18 protein-coding genes and 1 other RNA gene are annotated in these 17923 nt (G+C 33.9%); 12 read left to right on the plus strand and 7 right to left on the minus strand.

What is annotated here, in order from left to right; all coding sequences use genetic code 11:
• Positions 1-4 precede the first annotated feature (4 nt).
• The 4 genes from KCG49_RS14720 to typA are packed head-to-tail and all read right to left on the minus strand — an operon-like array spanning position 5 to position 4999.
• On the minus strand, positions 5-1396 hold the full coding sequence (locus tag KCG49_RS14720) for a class I SAM-dependent methyltransferase (RefSeq protein WP_218547580.1): 1392 nt from the start codon (positions 1394-1396) through the stop codon (positions 5-7).
• Positions 1397-1421: 25 nt separating this feature from the next.
• Positions 1422-2912 carry a hypothetical protein gene (locus KCG49_RS14725; RefSeq protein WP_218547582.1) on the minus strand — a complete coding sequence of 497 codons (1491 nt, stop codon included), beginning with the start codon at positions 2910-2912 and terminating at the stop codon, positions 1422-1424.
• A 43-nt stretch (positions 2913-2955) separates the two neighbouring features.
• A complete protein-coding gene (locus KCG49_RS14730) occupies positions 2956-3165 on the minus strand; it encodes a hypothetical protein (RefSeq protein WP_218547584.1) in 210 nt (69 codons plus the stop codon).
• A 34-nt stretch (positions 3166-3199) separates the two neighbouring features.
• Positions 3200-4999, minus strand: a complete 1800-nt coding sequence (gene typA / locus KCG49_RS14735) for a translational GTPase TypA (protein WP_218547586.1) — start codon at positions 4997-4999, stop codon at positions 3200-3202.
• Between the two features lie 204 nt (positions 5000-5203).
• Here typA and KCG49_RS14740 point away from each other — a divergent pair, with 204 nt between their 5' ends.
• The gene (locus KCG49_RS14740; RefSeq protein WP_218547587.1) at positions 5204-5563 is read left to right on the plus strand and encodes a hypothetical protein; all 360 of its coding nucleotides are present in this window, start codon (positions 5204-5206) and stop codon (positions 5561-5563) included.
• 38 nt (positions 5564-5601) lie between these two features.
• Complete coding sequence (gene kdsA / locus KCG49_RS14745) at positions 5602-6414, plus strand: 3-deoxy-8-phosphooctulonate synthase (protein WP_256260025.1); 813 nt, start codon at positions 5602-5604, stop codon at positions 6412-6414.
• Here the strand turns inward: kdsA and KCG49_RS14750 are convergent.
• Together KCG49_RS14750 and KCG49_RS14755 are read right to left on the minus strand one after the other, a co-directional pair.
• The gene (locus tag KCG49_RS14750) at positions 6404-6790 is read right to left on the minus strand and encodes a DUF1801 domain-containing protein (RefSeq protein ID WP_218547589.1); all 387 of its coding nucleotides are present in this window, start codon (positions 6788-6790) and stop codon (positions 6404-6406) included. The genes kdsA and KCG49_RS14750 overlap by 11 nt on opposite strands.
• A 2-nt stretch (positions 6791-6792) precedes the next feature.
• Positions 6793-7155, minus strand: coding sequence for a hypothetical protein (locus KCG49_RS14755; RefSeq protein ID WP_256260026.1), 363 nt, complete (start codon positions 7153-7155; stop codon positions 6793-6795).
• 85 nt (positions 7156-7240) lie between these two features.
• Between KCG49_RS14755 and KCG49_RS14760 the strand changes: the two genes are divergently transcribed.
• From KCG49_RS14760 to KCG49_RS14790, 7 genes are all read left to right on the plus strand, one after another.
• Positions 7241-7822: a hypothetical protein gene (locus KCG49_RS14760; protein WP_218547591.1), complete on the plus strand. Its 582-nt coding sequence runs from the start codon at positions 7241-7243 to the stop codon at positions 7820-7822.
• 72 nt (positions 7823-7894) lie between these two features.
• On the plus strand, positions 7895-8188 hold the full coding sequence (locus KCG49_RS14765; protein WP_218547592.1) for a winged helix-turn-helix domain-containing protein: 294 nt from the start codon (positions 7895-7897) through the stop codon (positions 8186-8188).
• 6 nt (positions 8189-8194) lie between these two features.
• Positions 8195-8953, plus strand: a complete 759-nt coding sequence (locus KCG49_RS14770; protein ID WP_218547594.1) for an oxygenase MpaB family protein — start codon at positions 8195-8197, stop codon at positions 8951-8953.
• Between the two features lie 109 nt (positions 8954-9062).
• Positions 9063-9581 carry a Coq4 family protein gene (locus tag KCG49_RS14775; RefSeq protein ID WP_218547595.1) on the plus strand — a complete coding sequence of 173 codons (519 nt, stop codon included), beginning with the start codon at positions 9063-9065 and terminating at the stop codon, positions 9579-9581.
• Positions 9578-10192: a SanA/YdcF family protein gene (locus KCG49_RS14780; RefSeq protein WP_218547597.1), complete on the plus strand. Its 615-nt coding sequence runs from the start codon at positions 9578-9580 to the stop codon at positions 10190-10192. The genes KCG49_RS14775 and KCG49_RS14780 overlap by 4 nt, the downstream gene beginning before the upstream one ends.
• Before the next feature lie 6 nt (positions 10193-10198).
• On the plus strand, positions 10199-10597 hold the full coding sequence (locus KCG49_RS14785; RefSeq protein ID WP_218547599.1) for a ribosomal maturation YjgA family protein: 399 nt from the start codon (positions 10199-10201) through the stop codon (positions 10595-10597).
• Positions 10560-11240 (plus strand): DUF1361 domain-containing protein, encoded by a 681-nt coding sequence (locus tag KCG49_RS14790; protein WP_218547601.1) that lies wholly within the window; start codon positions 10560-10562, stop codon positions 11238-11240. The genes KCG49_RS14785 and KCG49_RS14790 overlap by 38 nt, the downstream gene beginning before the upstream one ends.
• Here the strand turns inward: KCG49_RS14790 and KCG49_RS14795 are convergent.
• Complete coding sequence (locus KCG49_RS14795) at positions 11203-12411, minus strand: NAD(P)-dependent oxidoreductase (protein ID WP_218547602.1); 1209 nt, start codon at positions 12409-12411, stop codon at positions 11203-11205. The genes KCG49_RS14790 and KCG49_RS14795 overlap by 38 nt on opposite strands.
• A 162-nt stretch (positions 12412-12573) precedes the next feature.
• Between KCG49_RS14795 and KCG49_RS14800 the strand changes: the two genes are divergently transcribed.
• The 3 genes from KCG49_RS14800 to ssrA all read left to right on the plus strand — a co-directional run bounded on the left by KCG49_RS14800 (position 12574) and on the right by ssrA (position 17341).
• Positions 12574-14052 (plus strand): hypothetical protein, encoded by a 1479-nt coding sequence (locus KCG49_RS14800; RefSeq protein WP_218547604.1) that lies wholly within the window; start codon positions 12574-12576, stop codon positions 14050-14052.
• 15 nt (positions 14053-14067) lie between these two features.
• Positions 14068-16887 (plus strand): CHAT domain-containing protein, encoded by a 2820-nt coding sequence (locus tag KCG49_RS14805; RefSeq protein ID WP_218547605.1) that lies wholly within the window; start codon positions 14068-14070, stop codon positions 16885-16887.
• A 59-nt stretch (positions 16888-16946) separates the two neighbouring features.
• Positions 16947-17341, plus strand: a transfer-messenger RNA (tmRNA) gene (gene ssrA / locus KCG49_RS14810).
• The last annotated feature ends 582 nt before the right edge of the window (positions 17342-17923 follow it).

A 17923-nucleotide genomic window follows, 5' to 3' on the forward strand; every position in this document is an offset into this window, starting at 1 on the left:
CTATTTATGTGTTCAGATTCTTATGCTTTAAAAGTAATAATACGCGTTCAGAATCTTTTATCGCTATTTGTTCTATAACATCAAATACCGTTGAGTAAGCCTCGATAAAATTTTTAAGATTATAAAAATCAAAATAATCCTTAAAATCTGCCTTATTGTTTAGCAAACGTTTTACCCAAGAATCATCTCGTTTAGGAAACTCAATTACTAAATATTTTGAAAAACCGCTAAAAAATTCTGCGGACCTTTCAAACGGCACATTACCAGATAATGAAATATGATGTATCACAGCAAGCGCAAATGTTACATCGGGTGCAAATGCTTTAATTCTATCTAAAAAGGAATCACGCTCTTGGTTATTTAACCCTACAGCAGGTGATGGTGACAAAACATCTAAGACTAATGGCAGCATGGATGTCTCTTCGTTAAGCTTCATGGTTTTGTAGTTATAGTCAACCGCATTATTGTCTATGTCGCTTACCAAAGCCAATTCTACTCTTTTTTGAAGTTTTCTCACAAATGTACCATCATTACCACCTACATCAATTAAAGTCTCAGGGTTTATCTCCCCAACCCATTGATTGATTATTGTAGATTTTTCATCAAATGCTCTATCTGTGTAATTGGTCTTATCGTAGTAATTTTCCCATTCGGACTTCTCTTTTAGTTCAAGCTTTTTAATATAATCATACAGGCTCCTAATAATATTGAGCTGGCCTTTTTTTGATAATGATGCAACCTTAGCCTCACCTTTATAATCTTCATTATGTTTATCCTCTAATTTCGCCAACAAATGGATATTAGAATATAACAATGGACTTAACTTAGTTTTTGTCGGTAACATTGAACTGATCTGTTTTACCGGTATACCATCAATAAAACTACTCAATAGCTTCAACTGTTGCGCACCATGATAATGTGCTAAAAGTAATGGTCCAAAAAAATGTGTAATAAACTGTTTGTAAGCTCTCCAAGGGGAATTTTCAATATAAAAGTCGAAGGATAAGGTATCAATAAATACAGCTTTTCCTTTGTAAAAAGTGACGTTAAAAGCAGAAGCGTCTTTTAATGAAAACCCATGTTCCAAACTATACTTTTGAAGCCTCAACGTTAGCAAAGCAGCTTCTTTATACATATTAAAACTCCACTCGTAAGGATAAGATATAAATGGTATTTTTTCGGCCTCGATGATAATTTCTTTTTCGGATCTAGAAATCTCTTTATGTCGAATCAACACATCACTTTTAAATAAGCTATTGTAAAAACCACTTTCAGTTAGTGCTTTATATGGTTTAAAATATATAGGATTAATGACTCGTTTTATAGTGCCGTTTTCGACAAAAATATAACCTGAAGGATCTCTAAAAGAAGCAGAATGAGCGTTTTTTGCTTGCACTTATTTTTGGTTTACTATATCAGAATTAATCAGTTATTTTATCAAAAATAACGTTATTATCTTTATCTATAGCTTTGTAAACACCAAATGGTGCTTCTTTTTTTATTGCCAAATAGCTAGCATCTTCCTGCAAATGATTTAAATAACGCTTATCATCTGATAAATACGAAAATAAATTTCTGAAAAAATTCACCGAAGTTTTAAACTCTAAATCTTTAGGAATCTGATTTTTTGGCCATTTTACAGCTAGTGCCGCAGTGAATACAGATCTAACTAAATCACTATCATCTTGTTTTATTTTAGCTTCATAAATACTATTCATACCAACAAAACCTCCATGATCAGCCATAATGACAACCAAACTATTTGGGTCTTCTTTCTCAATAGTTTCTGTCATTTCTTTTAACCAAGTATTAGCTAATTTCAGATTTTCAATATAAGCCAAACGTTCACCTTCTATTCCTAAATTATCAAACCGAGATTGTGCAATGTGTGCAGGAATTATCTTTTCAATAAAATAAAAATTTTTAGAACTCGAATTTAAACGCATCTGTGTTTTAAGATCATCAACAAGATTTCGTTGAATATCAAAACCTTGAGTTAAATAGGGCATTTCATTAAATGAAATATTTTGGTAATCGTAATTAACTTTTGGGCGGTTGGCAATTAAATATTCGCTCTCCAAAAGCAACGACGTTTTGTAATTATTAGTCTTAAAGATTTCGATTACGGGATTATTACCAGCTATAATGCGTCTCGATTTGTAACACTCAACGGTCTTAAATACAAGTCTGTTATACAAATGGTGCTTCATTGAAAAAAGCGAGCTATTAGAGCTTATTGTAGAAAAGTAATTGCTCCGATAGTCATTGTACAATGTGAACCCTTGATTCTTTAAGTAATTTTCAAATTCTGAATTGTCAATATTGTAATGTCCTCTTTTTAATTCAGAAAAATTGGCATAACCATCTGGTTGAATCAAATAAACATTTGGTGTATTTTTAAATACAACCGTTTCGATATTATCTGGCTGTTGCATCCAATCTGTAGATTGAAATATTAAAGCACCTAGTTTTGGAGTAATATAAAGCAAGGCCACAAAAGCCATGAACAATTGAAATACAATAAATTTCTTAATGTGCTTTGCTAAAAATACCCCCAATAATAATGTTGCAATTAGAATAATTATAAGATTGATAATATTAAAGCCCGTAGTACTTACTGCCAGTAAAATACCGAACCATAGTATATTCAATACTGATATAATATAGTTTTTATAGGCTTTAAGGGCTTCTATCTTAGAAAAAACTAATCTTAGGAAAAGAATTGATAAAAACGGAAAACCAATAAAAGTGATGATAAAGAAACCTATGTGATCAATAGAATTCACATAGCCAAAATTGGATGCGAAATAATAAAGAATGGGATATAAGCCTGCAGCAATTGCAGCTATAAAGGGAGTGTCTTTTTTCGATTTAATAAATCTTAATATAAACATGCGTAAATTATCAATCATGTTTTATTTCTAATGACACTCAAAATTCAATATGCAACGTGCTTTAAGATTTTCTAGAATTATCGTTTTCAATCTCAGAGTCTTTAATGTCTATATCATCAAAAACATCATCTTCTTGTGGTTTAGCCATACCAAAAAACACTTTGATTTTATACATTAAGTTTTTAGAAAAGAGTACCACACCTGCGACAGCAGCAATAATAGCCTGAATAATCATGGCTCCTAATCCCGGATCAAAATAAAGAAAATGCATAGCTTTTGTTTCGGTAAATATAAAACTTCTTAATTTAAATCGATTTGTTTCGCTTACGGTCTACTTCTTTCAATAAGATTTTTCTAAGTCTTAGATGATTTGGAGTAACTTCTACATATTCATCTTTCTGAATGTACTCCAAAGCTTCTTCTAAAGAGAATTTAATAGCTGGTACAATCTTAGCTTTATCATCTGCACCAGATGAACGTACGTTACTCAACTTTTTGGTCTTAGTAACGTTAACCGTCATATCATCTCCACGGGAATTTTCACCAATCACCTGACCTTCGTAAATATCCTCACCTGGATCAATAAAGAATTTTCCACGTTCTTGTAACTTATCGATAGAATAAGGAATGGCTTGTCCGTTCTCCATAGAGACTAAAGATCCATTCTGACGCTCTGGAATTCCACCTTTTAATGGTTGATATTCTTTAAATCGGTGTGCCATAATAGCTTCTCCAGCTGTTGCTGTTAACAATTGGTTACGTAAGCCAATGATACCTCTAGATGGTACAATAAACTCACAAACCATTCGGTCGCCTTTAGCTTCCATAGTTAACATTTCACCTTTTCGCATGGTCACCATTTCTATAGCTTTCCCCGATACGGTTTCGGGTAAATCAATAGTCATCTCTTCAAAAGGCTCGCACTTAACACCATCTATTTCTTTTATAATAACCTGAGGCTGACCTATTTGAAGCTCGTAACCTTCGCGACGCATGGTTTCTATTAACACCGATAAATGTAATACCCCACGACCAAAAACCATAAACTTATCCGCACTATCGGTTTCTTCAACCCTCAGCGCTAAGTTTTTCTCTAGCTCTTTAGTCAAACGTTCTTTGATATGACGAGAAGTTACATATTTTCCATCCTTACCAAAGAAAGGGGAATCGTTAATTGTAAACAACATACTCATAGTAGGCTCATCGATTGCTATGGTTTTTAAGCCTTCGGGGTTTTCTATATCAGCAACCGTATCACCTATTTCAAAACCTTCAAGTCCAACTATAGCACAAATATCACCTGCTTGTACTTCATCTACTTTTTTACGTCCTAAACCTTCAAACGTATGTAATTCTTTAATTTTACTTTTTACAATTGACCCATCTCTTTTTACCAAAGAAATTTGCTGATTCGCTTTTAATATGCCTCTGGTTAAGCGACCTATAGCAATACGACCTGTAAAACTTGAAAAGTCTAAAGACGTAATCAACATTTGCGTGGTGCCTTCCTCAATTTTTGGTTCTGGAATATGCGCAATCACCATATCTAATAATGGCTCAATATTATCAGTCGGTTTTTCCCAATCCTCACTCATCCAGTTGTGTTTAGCTGAACCATAAACTGTAGGGAAGTCTAACTGCCACTCTTCTGCACCAAGCTCAAACATTAAATCAAACACCTTTTCATGTACTTCATCTGGTGTGCAATTTTCCTTATCGACTTTGTTTACCACCACACAAGGTTTTAAGCCTAAATCAATAGCCTTTTGTAATACAAAACGGGTTTGAGGCATAGGACCTTCAAAAGCATCAACCAAGAGCAAAACACCATCAGCCATGTTCAATACGCGCTCTACTTCTCCACCAAAATCGGCGTGACCTGGTGTGTCAATGATATTGATCTTAGTGTCTTTATAAACTACAGATACATTTTTAGACGTAATGGTAATGCCGCGTTCGCGTTCTAAATCATTATTATCTAGAATTAAGTCTCCAGTATTCTCATTTTCACGGAATAACTGACAATGATACATAATCTTATCTACCAATGTGGTTTTACCGTGATCGACGTGCGCAATAATTGCAATGTTTTTAATCTTAGTCATAACAGATGCTGATTTTAAGCGCGCAAAGGTACATCTAATTATCCTCATTTCGTTAATTATATGTTATAATTTGAAAATCAGGCAATTTCAATTCGTATCTTGTCGTTATAGAACGGATTAATAGTAAAGGCCTTTTCTCATCAACCGCTAATTGGGCTATTTACGCCTACCTGTCGACAAACAGGTATGACTTAAATAAAAAAGATGAATGCAATTAGCAAATACACCAAGTTTGTACCCTACCTATATTTTTTATCGGTAATCGTATATTGGTTTACAGGTATTAATAAAATTGAAGGGAGTTCTGCTTATCCAATTTTATTATTTGGTATTCCTTTTTTATGGCAGTTGATTAAGCCCAATCGAAAGCTTAATTTCTCATTAGGAATCGTATTTGTTTGTCTTTCCTCTTACCTTATATTGGCTTACTTATTTAATGTACTTAATATCGTAAATTGGTCAGAATCTTCTAAACGGCTCTTATTCTATGGTGGCATATTGGTGTTTGGAAATTTTGTGATGTCACTTTGGATTATTCGCAATAGCATAAAAAAGGTTTTTTAAAATGTTATCTTTGCGACTTAATATTTAAGTCTTAAGCTTTGATTTCAATTCCAAAACTAAAACATTCCGATGCCAATAATTTCTTTTTGCTTTGTGGACCTTGTGCTATTGAAGGTGAAGATATGGCATTGCGCATTGCTGAAAAAGTGATTTCCATTACCGACAAACTTAAAGTCCCTTACATTTTTAAAGGCAGTTTTAAAAAAGCAAATCGCAGTAGAATTGATAGTTTTACAGGAATAGGTGACGAAAAAGCCTTAAAAATTCTCAAAAAAGTTTCAGAAACATTTAATGTGCCAACAGTTACAGATATTCATGAAGCTTCTGATGCTGCTATGGCTGCTGATTATGTTGATGTACTACAAATACCTGCATTCTTGGTAAGACAGACAGATTTGGTTGTTGCAGCTGCAAAAACAGGAAAAGTAGTGAACTTAAAAAAAGGACAATTTATGAGTCCCGAGGCCATGAAACATGCTGTGCAAAAGGTAAAGGATGCCGGTAATGACAACGCATGGATTACCGACAGAGGCACAATGTTTGGTTACCAAGATATGATTGTAGATTTTAGAGGTATACCAACGATGCGCCAATACGCTCCTACAGTTTTAGATGTAACGCACTCGCTTCAGCAACCCAACCAGAGTATTGGAGTTACAGGAGGACGACCAGATATGATTGAAACCATTGCCAGAGCTGGTGTGGTTAACAATGTTGATGGTTTATTCATTGAAACACATTTTGATCCTGCTAACGCCAAAAGTGATGGAGCCAATATGCTACATTTAGATAATTTGGAAGGCTTACTCACAAATTTAGTGGCTATAAGACAACTGGTTTCTACGTTTTAGAACGTTTGAGCTTTAAAATCAACTTAAACGGATTGGTATTGATTTCCAATTGTTTTTGAAGAACATATACCACAACCTCATCATTAATATCTTCAACAGATTTGTAACGCAAGGATCTTATGGATTTTCGGTTGGCACCAACAAAACATTCGGTAAACTTGTCCATTTTTTCAAAATGCCAAAAGGCTAAATCAACGTAATCTTTAGATTGATTCAAAAAGCATAGCGGAATACCATTACAGTAATAGAAAGGAATTTTCCATTTATACAGCAACTCTGCATGCGGAGCTACAGCTTCAACAATGGCCGTTAACTGAAGCAATATAGACTTATAAGGCTCAGGTTGTTTTAGTATGTAAGCTTCCGCAGGATTCAAAATTAAAACAATCCTAAAATGCCTAATACCAACAAAGCAATACCTATAATAGCCTTAAAAGGCATAAGCCCAGCAGACAATTTTCTTAAGCTCGTTTCTAAAGCTGATACTTTACCAAACACATGCGTCAGTAACAATATACCTCCTAAAATACTTATGACGTTAGTTAAGATATTAGCTCTAAAAAATAAGACAGCTAGCACAATAAGTGCACCGCCAATAACCGTTTGGAACGGTGCCAACACACCTGCAATCTTATTAAAAAAATTGCTTTCACCATCCCATTTATCTAAAGTTGTGAGACCTAAAAGTACACCTCCAGTAATTTTTGCAATTGCATAGAGTAAGGCCATTAATCCTGTCATTTCAAAAAAATTAAAAATTTATACTCAAAAATAACAAATATCTCAGATAAATTTATTTACTTTGTATTTCAAAGTACTTTATATTATGAGTAACGAAGATTATTTAAAAGACATCAGCGAGATCAAAAATTTAATGCATAAATCGTCTCGTTTTATTTCATTGAGTGGTTTATCTGGTGTGTTAGCTGGTATTTATGCTTTAATTGGTGCAGCTATCGCTTATTGGTTAGTTACAAATCGTAGTGGTGGTACACTTTTTATCTTCCATGGTTGGGTATTTTGGACTTGTATGTTTATTCTTTTTATGGTAGCCCTTTTGAGTGCCGTTACCGGTATTATTCTCACCACTCGAAAAGCTAAAAAGAACAATGAAAAGATATGGGATAATTCGTCGAAAAGGTTACTCTTTAATTTTTTAGTTCCACTTTTAGTAGGTGGCGTTTACTGCTTCATAATTTTAAATCAAGGTCGCTATGGGCAAACTGGAGGATTAATGCTTATCTTTTACGGACTTGCTTTAGTTAGTGCTTCGAAATACAGCATTGGAGATATTAAGTATTTAGGCTATATAGAAATTGTTTTAGGGCTAATGGCCAGTTATTATCCAGGTTATGGTTTTTGGCTTTGGAATTATGCATATTGTTTATGGCACTTGGATGCATTTTAAATATGATAGGAAGTAAAATTCTAGAAGATATACGAAGTCGTAAAGCGCAAAATGAATACTGAATATTGAAATTTGAGCATAATAACCAACATAAATAAGCTTTTTGATCATAGAATACGACTTGGGATTATGTCTGTTCTTATGGTGAATGAGCATGCTGATTTTAAAACACTAAAAGAATTATTAGGTGCAACTGACGGTAATTTAGCAAGCCATACTAAAGCTTTGGAAAAAGCTGAGTACATTTTAGTTGAAAAGCAGTTTATTGGCCGTAAACCCAATACAAGATACAGTGCTACAAAACTGGGTAAAGCCGAATTTAAAAAACATATTGAAGCTCTCGAAAAATTGATTAAAAAGACCTAAAAACAAATGAAACAATTTGTAAATAAAAACTCTGTAGTACGAGAAGTTTGGGGTAAAAGCGATACCATACTTTTGGTTTTTGCTGGTGCTTCGGCAGAATTTGCACTCAACAAAGCTGTGGATTGGCTCTATTTTACAGGCAAATTGCCCGAAGATCCATTAGGGAGATTGTTTTCAACAGTAAACTATGCCAGAGCTATTGTATTCTCAGAAGAAGCATCCGCTCTAAAAGCTATAGACAGGATTAATGCCATCCATGGTTCTGTAGAGAAAAGTCGAGGGCAAAACATTCCGGAATGGGCTTATAAAGATGTGCTTTTTATGTTGATTGATTATTCGATTCGTTCTTATGAGACTTTAGAACGACCTTTAAGTGATAATGAAAAACAAGAGGTTCTCGGCGTATTTAGAAAAGTAGGGACAAGAATGGGATTAAGTGATTTGCCACTAACCTATTTAGCATTTAAAATTGAGAGACAGCAACACCTAAAACAGAATTTAGAGAACGGAGAGTTTACTAAAGACTTATATAAACAATATAAAAAGCATTTAGGCATTATTAGATACAGATTGTTAATAGAATCACAGATATTACTAGTGCCAGAAACCGCAAAAGCATTACTAAATCTAAGACGCTTTTCAATATTAACACCAATGATTGCCATCTATAAAGTATTCAAAAGTATTAAACTCGATTGGATGGTGAAGGCAGCACTTTTACCACCAGGATATAAACAAGATATAAAACGCATGAACATTACTTAAGATTTTTTTTAATTATATACTTTGAAAAACAAAGTACTTTAAATACAAAACATAAACTATAAAGTTTTATCACAAGCCTAACAGGCAGAGCGATCCAAATCAAATTATAATGAAAAACCTATTTTATAAAATACAAGCTTTGAGAAAACAACTCATTATTTGGCTATTTGAACATTCGCAACGTATTTACACTTCATTATTCAAAAATCATGAATCATGGAATATCACTAAAGAAGATTTACTAAATCTACCTCAACCCTCTTTTGGAAGGCATTTGGGTGAGTTCTTAGACAAAAACAACTTTGAACTCATTCCAAAAGTAGAACGCCACGATTGTTACCATGTTCTATGTGGCTATAGCACCGATGTTGAAGATGAAATTGCTTTGCAGTGTCTTTGTTATGGCAATGGAAAACGCAGTCCGTATTTGTACGGAGCCATTATTCTTGGTGTTGCTATACTACCAGACTATTATAAATACTATTACAAATCCTATAGAACAGGAAAACGTGCCCATCCGTTTCATCATTTCGATTACAGAAAGCTTTTAAACGTATCTATAAAAGATTTTAGGGAAGCTATTTTTTCTAAAACTGAATTACATAACATCACCCATATTGCCTCATGAAGAAACTAAAAATCATAATACTCATTGGTGTATTCATTAGCTTGGGAGTTTTTATGACTTATCATTGGATAAGTTTCAGAACAAATGGTTTTGTTTATGATGATATAAGCGCTATTCCAAAAAACAAAGTTGGATTACTTTTAGGTACTGGAAAATACGCTGCAAGTGGAAATATCAACCTCTTTTACAAATACATAGTTGATGCCGCTGTAAAGCTCTATAAAGGAGGAAAAATAGAATACATCTTGGTGAGTGGTGATAACAGCCGAAAAGATTACGACGAGCCATCAGACTTTAAAAAAGATTTAATAGCCAAAGGTATTCCTGAACATAAAATCTTTTTAGATTATGCAGGTTTTAGAACACTGGATTCCGTAGTTAGAGCAAAAAAAGTTTTTGGTCAAACCTCTGTAACTTTTATATCTCAAAAATTTCACAATCAACGTGCCATTTATATCGCTCATCACTACAACATAAAAGCTATTGGCTTCAATGCGAGAGATGTTTATAAATCACACCTTAGAGAATATTTAGCACGCTCTAAAGCTAGTCTCGACTTAGTTTTTAATGTTAAACCCAAATTCTTAGGAGAAAAAATAATAATTCAATAGCTGTTTATGAAACTACAATTCAACAAAAACTATTTGGTCTTAGCACATTCTCTATTTTTAATCGAATTAGCCATTGCCTTTATCATCAAAACAGGATTTATTCGCTACACATTAGGCGATTATCTCGTAGTTATTTTACTGTATGCAATTTTTAGAGGATGCACCAATATGAGTGTGAGGGCCTCAGCTTTGGTCGTCCTCTTAATTGCCTATGGTGTAGAGTTGCTTCAACTTACGCCTTTCTTAGCCTACTTTAATTTACAAGATAGCTTTACTGCTAAACTTATTTTTGGAAGCACATTTCAGTTTGGTGATATCATAGCATATACTCTAGCAATAATAACAATACTATTAATAGAACATTACAATGGAAACCATAAAAACACTCATACAATCAAAGTTTAAAACCTTATCATTAGTTACAGTAGCATTGACATTTAGCATCATTGTGCTTATGGTAAGGATAAAGCTGAACAAATCATTCTTCTATTTATTTTTGGTATGGAATATCTTCTTAGCCATTATACCATACACCATTACCATATATTTGAGTTCTAAGCCAAAAATCGGGAAACTTAAACTAGGCTTTTGGTTTTTAATTTGGTTGGCTTTCTTACCAAATGCGCCATATATCATCACAGACTTAATCCATATTAGAATTGGTAACGATAATTTATTGTGGTTAGATGTCTTAGTTGTACTATCGTTTGCTTTAAGTGGACTGCTTCTCTTCTACCTTTCAATAATAGACATGCAAAAAATGATGGTTTCAAAATTTAGAAAGATTCCAATAACAACACTAACTGTCACAATTCTATTTTTATGCGGATTTGGTGTATATCTAGGTCGCTTTTTACGTTATAATTCTTGGGAAATTATTAGCAATCCAAAAGTGTTAATATCAGATGTTTTTAATATTCTTATTTCACCTTTTCAAAATGTAAATGCTTGGTTATTTACTCTTGGCTTTGGTACATTTTTAGTGGTTGGGTATTGGATGTTTAAGAATTTTACACTTCCCCATCCACATAATCCTGAAGATAGCTGAAACGCTCAGTCAGTTTACCATCTTCAGTAGTAATTTTAGCACGTTTTAAAATGCCTTTTTCATCATTGTTAAAAAATGCCGGAATCACATGCTCAACAAACGTCTCACCAAAACCTTCACTGGCATCTTTTGGCAATTCGCATGGTAAATTGTCAACAGCCATAACCGTAATGGCATCCTTAGCATCAAAAGGTACTTCTTTTTCAGTTTGTGGATTATAGCCATAAAATGGATTTGCTATAGTAGAAGGTCTTATTGTGCTAGCTACAGGGCCATCAATATCACAAGAGATATCAGCAACTAAATTGATTCTAAAATTTTGATGTTTAGCATCTTCCCTTGTAAACAAATAAGGTGCATTGTTTCCGTAGAAATGACCAGCAATAAAATAATCGGTTGTTTTTGCGTAGGGCATAAAATTACTTTCGTAACCCGATGGATCTTTATAGAATTCCCACTTATTACCCACTTTACCATCGCTTCGCTTGGCATATTCCATAACATCTGCCATAACATAGACGGGTTCAGTAAATTCGGATGTTAAGTACAATGCATCACTAACCTCTTTAATACCCAAATGATCTAATATCTCTTTAGCTCCGTAAGCTACCTTTCCTGTTCCAGTAAGCAGGATTTTAATATTAGGAACGGTAATCTTATCGAGTTCTGCTTTTACTTCATTTAAATCTGCAAGTGTTTCTACTTTGGGCAAGTTGAATAACTTATCCCTCAACCCTAAAGCTCTAAAACCGTTATAAGCACCTACTAAACCAGCATAACGCCCAAAACCTATTAAACGCGCACCACTTTGTTTTACTATAGTTTCGTGATCGTACATTTCAATATTCTTCTCTAGCATAGCCAACAAAAGCTTTCTATTATATGGCTGTTTTTTAATGGTATGCGAAAAATAAAAGTATTTTTTATTAGGAATTAGGTGCTCAACAGGAACCTCCTTTACCCCAATCATTACATCTGCATCGGAGACATCATCAGTAACTTCAAATCCCAATTTGGCATAAGCTTCATCCGAAAATACCCTAATATCCGAAGATTCTACCACAAACTCAGCTTTTGGAAATCGCTTTCTGGCTTCTGCCAAGGTTTCTGGTGAAAAGACAACACGTCTATCTGGAGGGCTTTTACGTTCTTTAATGATGGCGAATTTCATATAAAAATCAAAGATTTGTTTTTCTAATTAAGTGGCTACGAAAATAATTGGATTTATCTCCATTTACAAAAGGTTTAGAATAAATCTGAATCTAAAATATACGCAATTCATCGTATAGGTTTTACTTACAGACCCGTGTAATTTTACAAAAAACTCAATACCATGAAACCTGTTTTAATTATACTAACGCTCATTTGCAGCTTTTTAATGGTAAACCTGTATGCACAAGGTGGTCATTATTGGCAAAGAGAAATATATAAACCCAAAATTTATGTAACACCAGACGATGCTCGGCTGGCAATATTAACCTACGACAGATTATCGGTTTGGGATTTAAAAACTAGCGATATAATCTATAACGCAGGTTTTATTTACAACGATGTACCAAAGTTTCTACCCGAAAGGAAAATTGAAATTGCGAATTACACAGATAATTTTAACTTGGTAAAAATTATTGATGAGAAAAGGTATTTCTGGCGGTTAAATTTAAAAGACAACAAATGGGAAGACCCAAATACCCTTTGGAATAGAAACCACACGCATAAAGGTTTTGATTATAAAGGCAGACTTATCGCTTTCGATAAAAATAAAAAATCTTTTTATCTAACAGAACATAACGGCAGCACAAAAAACATTGGCAAAGGTTTATTGCCACGTAATTTTTACATTATGCCAGGTGGAAAATTTGGTTACTACAAAGACGGCAAATATTTTTACCTCTATAATTTCACCAACGATAATTTAAATAAATTACCGTTCAAAAATACTTTTATAGCAGATAAATACCCAGATTATAATCTAAAAAGAATTTCAATCTACGATAAAAAAAATTACATTCATTACAATCCTTACACCAACAAAGCCAGCCAATTAGATTATTCAGAATATAAAAATAGAATTCCGGCCGAACACCAAAAGTGTGAACAAAAAGAAGGCTCACTTTGGAGCTGGATGACCAAAACCGACGACTATTATTACAACGTAGAAATAGATAAAGATTACATTGTAAACGAAACCGATTATGCGCACAAACCCTATAAAGTTGTGCAATATGCTATGGAAACTTGCGAGCCAGTGCAAGAAATTCATTTCAGTATAAAAGAAGAAGAAATGGCTACATTAAAAGATTTCGTAAAAAATGGCATAGAAGCCAAACGTTTAGAAAATGACGTAGCTAAAGCCGATAAAGATTTAAAAGCCAAAAAACATGCGCAAGAACTTAGTGAACTTTATAAAATTTTACCAGAATTAGGAAATGATTACACTTTTAATTGGCAAAATGTATCTGGTTTTTCGATGTCTAAATTATCCGTAAGCAAAACGTTGTTTCCTAACAAATATAATTCCATGTCTGCTATTGGGTATTTTAAAAACTGTAACGGTTATAATTTAATGGTATTAGTAGATCAAAGTTATAGCAGTTCTAAACTTTATTTGGCAAGATTATGGAAAGGTAAATTAAGTGGTTTAAAATATCTAGAAGAAATGCCATTGGTAGGCAATAAACTTGGAGCCTACGTATCCGTATCATTCAAAAATAGTGGCAGCTATTATACCATACGCACATCACATCAAGATATTTACAAAAAAAGAAAATCAAAAACAAAACTCATCTATGCAAATTGCTATGATAAATGGTAATAAACCCATAACCTTATGAAAACAATTATCTCACTTTTAATTATTGCTAGTTTTAGTGCGCTTGGCTACACTCAAAATGCACAAGCTGCACAGGAAAAATTTTACAAGGCCTATGATACTAAAAATGCAGTAGGAATGAACCAAGCAGCCGATGAGTACATTAAATACAACTCAGACAACAGCTATGGTTATGTATTTAAATCGTTTGCAGCTATTGCTAAAAACGATTTACCCACGGCAAAAAAATATGCAACAATTGCCAACCAAATGTTTCCGATGGAATCGTCTAACTATTCACTGCAAAGTTATATAGCTTACTTGGAGAATAGAATGGCTGATGCTGAAAAAATGATGACATTTGCCTTTCAGCTCTCTTGGGATGCTGCAGGTGCAAAATCTACAAAAGATGAATTAGATATGCTTGCCTCAATGACAGGCAAAGATTTTACAGCCTTAAAAACCATTGCCGATAAGGCTGATGCGGCCACGCCAGGTGCAGTAGAAAATTTCAACGCCTACAATGCTTGTGTAAATAAATGGTACGAAGGAAAGCCATGCGATGTATTTGCAAACTTAAAAAAATGGAAAAATTTCTCACCGGTTAATCCGATGATATCCGATTTTGTAACAGCAACAAAAGGAATAGCAAATTACACGGTAGGAAAATTTGACGACGCAAAACCCCAATTAGAAACCGCTATAAACAGCTCTAATTTAAACCCTTACACCAAAGCTATTTGCTACGAAAAACTCTCGTGGTACGACCGCCACGAGTTGAACAAAACCTACCGTTATGCCGATTTGGGCTTAAAAGAAGTGCGAAAATTAAAGGCTAATAATTTGGTAGAAGCTGATTTGCTATTCAGAAAATATGAGTGTGCTGCTGCTTTAGGAAGATCTGAAGAAAGCTTGCAATTGGCCAAAGAACTTCTTGCATTGGCAACAACATTAGGTAATGATTACCACATTATAAATGCCAATAATGCTATTGGCGCACATTATGTTTTAAAATCTGTACCTAATGCTAAAGAAATAGCAAACAAGCATTTGGGCGCAGCCTATGCCTTAGCTACTCAACGTAATTTTGTTAAAGAAAAAATGAAGGCAGCAGGTAATTATGCCATTGTAAAATTCAAATTAGGCAACAAACAAGAAGCCATAAGATTAAATAATGAAGTTTACGATCATTATGTAAAAACAAATCAATGGGAATCTGCTCAAAACGCAGCAAACAATATTGGTTTTATGTTTTATATGAATAACGATTATGGTAACGCATCAAAGCAATTTCAAAAAGCGGTAGATATTACTGAACAACATTTGCCAAAATTTAGTGCACAAGAACAATTGTATGGAAGAAATTTGCAATCTAGTGCGTATTCGGGTTTAATTATGAGTCTTCAAAAATTAAACCAACCCAGCCGATTATTTGACGTGCAAGATATGAACCGTAGTCGTATTCTAAGACAAAAATTAGGGCAAAATATCAAACAAGTTTCTTTAGCTGAAACCCAAAAAATGCTTAAAGAACACGAAGTATTACTCTATTATTCTAAAGGCGAACCTGGGCAAATGATTGTCAATGTGATTACAAATAATTCAGCAAAAATAATTGAAAATCATCCTATTAATGATTGGCTTCTCATTAAAAAACAATTCACTAACCGAATTCAGAAAAAGCCAAATGTTATCAATAATTATGTAACTAAGCTGAACGAAGAAGTCGTAAACGGACAAATTTATCAGTATAGCGACCCAAAAGTGGCCTTTAAAGCAAAAGATTTTAAAGACTTTGTTGGGCTTTCTAGGGAAGTGATGGAAGTAACCGACGATCAATACCTTCAGCTTCAAAATCAGATTTTAAAACATTGGTACAAGTGGCTCATTAAACCAGTAGAATCTAATTTATTAGGAAAAAAAACAATAATCATTAGCGCCGAAGATGAATTTCATACAATGCCATTTGAAGCATTTATAGATGGAAATAGTAAGTATTTATTAGAAAATTACAATATAAAATACATTCCTTCAGCAACGGTTTTATCCGTTTTAGAACAAAGAGCATATACTGATAATCGCAAACCATTATTAGCAATGGGAGGCGCTACCTACCAGCCCAAAGGAAATGTAAAAGGTAACGTGCGCAACCAAATGGCTTATTTTAAAGTTCAAGAAAATATTACTGAAAAAATAAATACCAACAAAAAAAATCTTTCAGCAGAGTTGCAAGCCTTGGGTTATGGTGGTGCTAATTATTTGGCAGGAACACTACGAGAGGTAGAAAACTTGAAGAAAATTATACCTGATGCAAGGATTTTAGTCGGAGATGAAATGAAGGAAACTGACATAAAACGATTGAATAGATCAGGTGAATTAGACGATTACAAATACATACACATTGCTACGCACGGTTTTGCAAATAGTACTATTCCTGAACTTTCGGGTGTAATGATGACGCAACCCAACGGAGGAGACAATCCAGATGATATGTTTCTGCTTGCCCACGAGATTGCAGCTTTAAACCTAAAGGCTGATATGGCAGTACTTTCTGCTTGCGAAACCGCACTTGGAAAAAACTACAAAGGTGAAGGTATTAATGGATTAAATTCATCGCTTTTAATCGCTGGAGCAAACAGTACATTACTCTCCCTTTGGCCTGTGGACGATGCCGGAACAATGATTTTAATGACCGAAACTTACAACAACCTCTATCAAAAAAAGATGACTGTAGAAGATGCCGTAAATACTGCCAAACGCACAATGCTAAACGGTACGTATGGTGACCGTTTTAAAACACCAAAGATATGGGCACCTTTTGTATTGAATGGTAAATAATTTAAAGTTTAAAAACATCATTTTGGTTCAATATTTGTAACTTTGTTTATATCTATTTTGGGGTCGACTGGTTTTGACAGCGAGATTGATTAAATGGTAAGCACGTCGTGTAATGGCATTGAAACACGTAAAAGGCTAGACCAAATTTTAAACGGCGAGAATAACTACGCTTTAGCTGCATAATCTGAATTATAGTAAGATTAAGCCTCGGCTCACTAGGTGAGCAAGCTTTATGTTCCCGAAAAGCCCTAGTCGGTGGCGTTTCTTTTTGGAGCATCGTAAAAATTGACTAAGATTGGGTAGTGCTTTGATGCCCTTTCGAGATTAAGAAGCTAAGTTTTAAGTAGGTTGTCTTTAACCAGCTTAAAATCGAAAACCCAAGAATAGACTAAGCGTGTAGAAAGCTCTTTGGTTACTTGTTTGGACGAGAGTTCGATTCTCTCCGACTCCACAATTAAGCGCAACTTTGTTGCGATTTTAAGCACAAGAAGCTCAACAAGTTTTACTTTGTTGGGCTTTGTTGTTTAAAAGTGTTTGAGCTAGTTGATAAATAGTCCTGTTTTCTTCCTTTAATATGTATATTAAAATAAATACCCGATTAATAGATGTGTTTTTCAGCAATTTGAATAAAAAAGATTAACTCTTATTAAATTTTTATTGGATCATGCACTTATGATAATTTCACGAAAAGGTGAAAATAAACACGGACATCTACACAGTTGACCACTGAACAAAATTTTATTTCCGCAACATTCGCTTTACAAAAGTTTTTATTGCACATAAATACATACAAACTATCTGAATTTCATATATTTATGTAATTATAGTGAATTTGGATAACCGCCATAATTAAAATAATGATAACAGCAATACGTATATTTGGTTGTTGATATGTAATTGCCTGCGGCACGTAGAATCGCGTTTTGCAAACGCTTCCCTTCTACTAATTACATATCAACGCCCACTGTATGTCGCACCTCGCCAATTAATTGTATATTTAGTCGAGTCTACGAGAACTCCGAACGAAACTACACAC

Origin of the sequence: Winogradskyella luteola (assembly GCF_019203985.1) — a bacterium.
GTDB classification, from domain to species: domain Bacteria; phylum Bacteroidota; class Bacteroidia; order Flavobacteriales; family Flavobacteriaceae; genus Winogradskyella; species Winogradskyella luteola.

Excerpts from the sequence above, each read along its gene's own strand:
- KCG49_RS14760 (WP_218547591.1), top strand. The coding sequence starts at position 7,241 with ATGAGTAACGAAGATTATTTAAAAGACATCAGCGAGATCAAAAATTTA.
- KCG49_RS14800 (WP_218547604.1), top strand. The coding sequence starts at position 12,574 with ATGAAACCTGTTTTAATTATACTAACGCTCATTTGCAGCTTTTTAATG.
- KCG49_RS14790 (WP_218547601.1), top strand. The coding sequence starts at position 10,560 with ATGGAAACCATAAAAACACTCATACAATCAAAGTTTAAAACCTTATCA.
- KCG49_RS14730 (WP_218547584.1), bottom strand. The coding sequence starts at position 3,165 with ATGCATTTTCTTTATTTTGATCCGGGATTAGGAGCCATGATTATTCAG.
- KCG49_RS14740 (WP_218547587.1), top strand. The coding sequence starts at position 5,204 with ATGAATGCAATTAGCAAATACACCAAGTTTGTACCCTACCTATATTTT.
- KCG49_RS14775 (WP_218547595.1), top strand. The coding sequence starts at position 9,063 with ATGAAAAACCTATTTTATAAAATACAAGCTTTGAGAAAACAACTCATT.
- KCG49_RS14795 (WP_218547602.1), bottom strand. The coding sequence starts at position 12,411 with ATGAAATTCGCCATCATTAAAGAACGTAAAAGCCCTCCAGATAGACGT.
- KCG49_RS14755 (WP_256260026.1), bottom strand. The coding sequence starts at position 7,155 with ATGACAGGATTAATGGCCTTACTCTATGCAATTGCAAAAATTACTGGA.
- KCG49_RS14805 (WP_218547605.1), top strand. The coding sequence starts at position 14,068 with ATGAAAACAATTATCTCACTTTTAATTATTGCTAGTTTTAGTGCGCTT.
- typA (WP_218547586.1), bottom strand. The coding sequence starts at position 4,999 with ATGACTAAGATTAAAAACATTGCAATTATTGCGCACGTCGATCACGGT.
- KCG49_RS14785 (WP_218547599.1), top strand. The coding sequence starts at position 10,199 with ATGAAACTACAATTCAACAAAAACTATTTGGTCTTAGCACATTCTCTA.
- KCG49_RS14780 (WP_218547597.1), top strand. The coding sequence starts at position 9,578 with ATGAAGAAACTAAAAATCATAATACTCATTGGTGTATTCATTAGCTTG.
- KCG49_RS14770 (WP_218547594.1), top strand. The coding sequence starts at position 8,195 with ATGAAACAATTTGTAAATAAAAACTCTGTAGTACGAGAAGTTTGGGGT.
- KCG49_RS14725 (WP_218547582.1), bottom strand. The coding sequence starts at position 2,912 with ATGATTGATAATTTACGCATGTTTATATTAAGATTTATTAAATCGAAA.